At 70.4% G+C, this 4,289-nt stretch carries 3 protein-coding genes; all 3 read left to right on the forward strand.

Translation table 11 applies throughout. The annotated features are described in order from the left end of the window. Positions 1 to 20 precede the first annotated feature (20 nt). The 3 genes from GSF22_RS31345 to ctaD all read left to right on the forward strand — a co-directional run bounded on the left by GSF22_RS31345 (position 21) and on the right by ctaD (position 4,256). The gene (locus tag GSF22_RS31345) at positions 21 to 1,118 is read left to right on the forward strand and encodes a sugar kinase (protein ID WP_307804487.1); all 1,098 of its coding nucleotides are present in this window, start codon (positions 21 to 23) and stop codon (positions 1,116 to 1,118) included. 95 nt (positions 1,119 to 1,213) lie between these two features. Beyond that, positions 1,214 to 2,341, forward strand: coding sequence for an FAD-dependent monooxygenase (locus tag GSF22_RS31350; RefSeq protein ID WP_208817528.1), 1,128 nt, complete (start codon positions 1,214 to 1,216; stop codon positions 2,339 to 2,341). 154 nt (positions 2,342 to 2,495) lie between these two features. Then, positions 2,496 to 4,256, forward strand: a complete 1,761-nt coding sequence (ctaD, locus tag GSF22_RS31355; RefSeq protein ID WP_208817529.1) for an aa3-type cytochrome oxidase subunit I — start codon at positions 2,496 to 2,498, stop codon at positions 4,254 to 4,256. Positions 4,257 to 4,289: the final 33 nt, after the last annotated feature.

Genomic DNA, 4,289 nt, shown 5'->3' on the forward strand with positions numbered 1-4,289 from the left:
CATCCGGAGGTCTGAGAACAGTGCTCACCATCCGTCCCGCCGAGGAGTGCCGTTACGACCTGGTCTCGCTCGGCGAGATCATGCTCCGTCTCGACCCGGGCGAGGGCCGGGTCCGTACCGCCCGCAGCTTCCGGGCCTGGGAGGGCGGCGGCGAGTACAACGTCGCCCGGGGCCTGCGGCGCTGCTTCGGCCTGCGCACCGGCGTGGTCACCGCCCTCGCCGACAACGAGGTCGGCCGGCTGCTGGAGGACCTGATCCTGACCGGCGGCGTGGACACCGCCCTGATCCGTTGGGTGCCCTACGACGGGACCGGTCGGACCGTACGCAACGGGCTCAACTTCACCGAGCGCGGCTTCGGCGTCCGGGGCGCCGTCGGCACCTCCGACCGGGGACACACCGCCGCCAGTCAGCTCCGCGCCGACGACGTCGACTGGGACCACCTCTTCGGTGGGCTCGGCGTCCGCTGGCTGCACACCGGGGGCATCTACGCCGCGCTCTCCGAGACCACCCCGGACACCGTCGAGGCCGCGATGGCCGCCGCGCGCCGGCACGGGACGGTCGTCTCGTACGACCTGAACTACCGGCCCAGCCTCTGGACGGCGATCGGCGGGCCGGACCGGGCCCGTGAGGTCAACCAGCGGCTGGCCCGGTACGTCGACGTGATGATCGGCAACGAGGAGGACTTCACCGCCGCGCTCGGCTTCGAGGTGCCCGACACCGACGGGTCCCTGGCCGAACTCGACGCGGCGAACTTCCGCCGGATGATCGAGGCGGCCACCAAGGAGTACGACAACTTCTCCGTGGTCGCCACCACCCTGCGCACGGTGCGGACCGCGACGGTCAACGACTGGGGTGCGATCGCCTGGTCCGCGCCGACCGGATTCGTCGAGGCCACTCACCGGCCGGGGCTGGAGATCCTCGACCGGGTGGGTGGCGGGGACAGCTTCGCCTCCGGTCTCGTCTACGGCCTGATGCAGCTCGGCGACCTGGCCAGCGCGGTCGAGTACGGCGCCGCGCACGGCGCGCTCGCGATGACCACCCCGGGCGACACCTCGATGGCCAGCCTGAAGGAGGTACAGGCCCTCGTCCGGGGGGCGGGGGCGCGCGTCCAGCGTTGATCGTCTGGGGACCGAACGGGCCTACCGCAGGAGTGGTTGCGCGGAGTAGTGTCTTGCCTTCAACGCGTGCCGATCCCCTCGGAGGCATCCCCACGATGGCCCTGGCGTCCGCGGCTGGCCCTGCCAACCTGCGCATCCTCGTCGTCGGGGCGGGTATCGCCGGTCTTGCGGCGGCCCGCGCCCTGCGGTTGGCGGGCTTCCGCCCCGACGTGATCGAGCAGCGGTCCGGCCCGGACGAGGACCCGTGCACCGGGACGTACCTGCCGGGCAACGCCATCCGGGCGCTGCGCCGCCTCGGGCTCGATGGCCCGGTCCGGCCGCTCGGTCAGGTGGTGCACCGGCAGCACTTCCTGGACGCCGCCGGCAGTCCGCTCTGCGAGGTGGACCTGACCGGCTTCTGGGCCGGGGTCGGTGAGTGCCGGGCGCTGCCCGGCGCCGAACTGCACCGGGTGCTGCTCACCGGTGCCGGTGGCGAGGTGCGCTACGGCACCGGCATCCGTTCCGTCGCGCTGTCGACCGGCACCGTCACCGTCACCCTCACCGACGGCACCAGCACCGAGTACGACCTGTTGGTCGGGGCGGACGGCCGCCGGTCCACGGTGCGCGGGCTGGCCGCGCTGGGCGGCGCCGCCCGCCCCGTCGGCCAACTCGTCTACCGGGCGGTGGTCAGCGGCGGCCCGCCGGTCAACGAGTGGACCGGGCTGCTCGGGCAGCGCTGCGGGTTCGTGGTCGTGCCGATGGGCGGCCGACGGCTGTACTGCTACGCCGACGAGGTGGCCACGGAACTGCCGGCCGACCCGGTGACCCGGATGCGGGAGGTCTTCGCCGACTACGGCGGCCCGGTACCGCGCATCCTGGAGGCCCTGGAACGGGTCGACGTCACCCGGGTCGGCGAGGTGGAACTCGGCCGCTGGTCCCGGGGACGGGTGGTCCTCGTCGGGGACGCCGCGCACGCCACCACCCCGACCCTCGCCCAGGGGGTGGCGATGGCCCTGGAGGACGCGGTGGTGCTCGCCGAGTCGCTCGGCGCCGCCGACACCGTCGAGGCCGCCCTGCTGGCGTACGAGAGCCGGCGCCGCCCGCGTACCAAATGGGTGCGGGACCGCACCCGGGACCGGGACCGCACCCGGGACGTGCCGCCGGCGCTGCGTGACCCGCTGCTGCGCGGACGCGGCGAACGGATCTTCCAGGAGCACTACCGGTTGCTGGTCGACCCGGTCTGAACACCCGGGCGGCAGGTCACCGGACCCACCCGGACCGGCTCTGCGGCCACCCGGCGCGGCGCGTCCACCTGCTGGGGACTATTCTGCCTGCGGAGTACGGCTCGCAGATCATCAGCGCGTGCCGAGTGGGACGAACGAGAACCGGAGGCCACTCGTGACCACCGTCGCACCCAAGCCGATCGTGACGCGGCCCTGGCCGGTCCGACAGCCGGTCAAGGGCTCGGCAATCGCGCGGCTGCTGCGTACGACCGACGCGAAGCAGATCGGGATCATGTACATGATCACGTCCTTCGTGTTCTTCATGATCGGCGGCTTCATGGCGCTGCTCATGCGGGCGGAGCTGGCGCGGCCCGGGATGCAGTTCCTGTCGCCGGAGCAGTTCAACCAGCTCTTCACCATGCACGGCACGATCATGCTGCTGTTCTTCGCGACGCCGATCGTGTTCGCGTTCGGCAACTACCTCGTGCCGTTGCAGATCGGGGCGCCGGACGTCTCCTTCCCCCGGCTGAACAGCTTCGCCTACTGGCTGTACCTGTTCGGCGGGACGATGGCCATGGGTGGCTTCTTCACCCCGGGCGGCGCCGCCGACTTCGGCTGGTTCGCGTACACCCCGCTGAGCACCGCCGAGCACTCGCCCGGCGTCGGCGCCAACATGTGGGTCGTCGGTCTGGCCATCTCCGGTCTGGGTACCATCCTCGGCTCGGTCAACATGATCACCACGATCCTGACCCTGCGCGCCCCCGGCATGACCATGTTCCGGATGCCGATCTTCACGTGGAACATGCTGGTCACCAGCCTGCTGGCGATCCTGATCTTCCCGCTGCTGGCCGCCGCGCTCTTCGCGCTGGCCGCGGACCGGATCATCGGCGCCCACGTGTACGACGCGGCCACCGGCGGGCCGCTGCTCTGGCAGCACCTGTTCTGGTTCTTCGGGCACCCCGAGGTCTACATCATCGCGCTGCCGTTCTTCGGCATCATCAGCGAGGTCATCCCGGTCTTCTCCCGCAAGCCGATCTTCGGCTACAAGGGTCTGGTCGCGGCGACCATCGCCATCGCCGGCCTGTCGCTGAGCGTGTGGGCGCACCACATGTTCGCCACCGGCCAGGTGCTGATGCCGTTCTTCTCGTTCCTGAGCTTCCTGATCGCCGTGCCGACCGGTATGAAGTTCTTCAACTGGATCGGCACCATGTGGCGCGGTCAGATCAGCTTCGAGACGCCGATGCTCTGGGCGGTCGGCTTCCTGGTGACCTTCCTCTTCGGTGGCCTTTCCGGTGTGCTGCTGGCCAGCCCGCCGATCGACTTCCACGTCTCCGACTCGTACTTCGTGGTGGCGCACTTCCACTACGTGCTCTTCGGCACGATCGTCTTCGCGGTCTTCTCCGGCATCTACTTCTGGTTCCCGAAGATGTTCGGCCGGATGCTCGACGAGCGGCTCGGCAAGATCCACTTCTGGTTGACCTTCCTCGGCTTCCACACCACCTTCCTGGTGCAGCACTGGCTCGGCAACGAGGGCATGCCCCGGCGGTACGCCGACTACCTGCCCAGCGACGGCTTCACCACGCTGAACATGATCTCCACGATCGGCGCGTTCATCACCGGTATCTCGACCCTGCCGTTCATCTACAACTGCTGGAAGTCGTACAAGGCCGGTCCGGTGGTCGAGGTGGACGACCCGTGGGGCCACGGCAACTCGCTGGAGTGGGCGACCAGCTCCCCGCCGCCGCTGCGTAACTTCGACCGGATGCCCCGGATCCGTTCCGAGCGGCCCGCCTTCGACGTGAAGTTCCCGCACCTGGCCGCCGGCGGCCAGTCGCTCGCCGGCCCGCCGGAGGGTGGCGCCAAGCCGCTGACCAGCGAGTCCGACGGTGGCGCCAGCTACCAGGAGGACGTGGCGAGCGACATCGACCGGCGCTGACCGGTACGTCGTACCGAGTGCGCGAAAGGGGGC

The organism is Micromonospora echinofusca (genome assembly GCF_017614955.1).
GTDB lineage: Bacteria > Actinomycetota > Actinomycetes > Mycobacteriales > Micromonosporaceae > Micromonospora > Micromonospora echinofusca_A.

Bases quoted from the DNA above. Each gene is read 5' to 3' on its own strand.
- GSF22_RS31350 (WP_208817528.1), top strand. From the start codon at position 1,214: ATGGCCCTGGCGTCCGCGGCTGGCCCTGCCAACCTGCGCATCCTCGTC.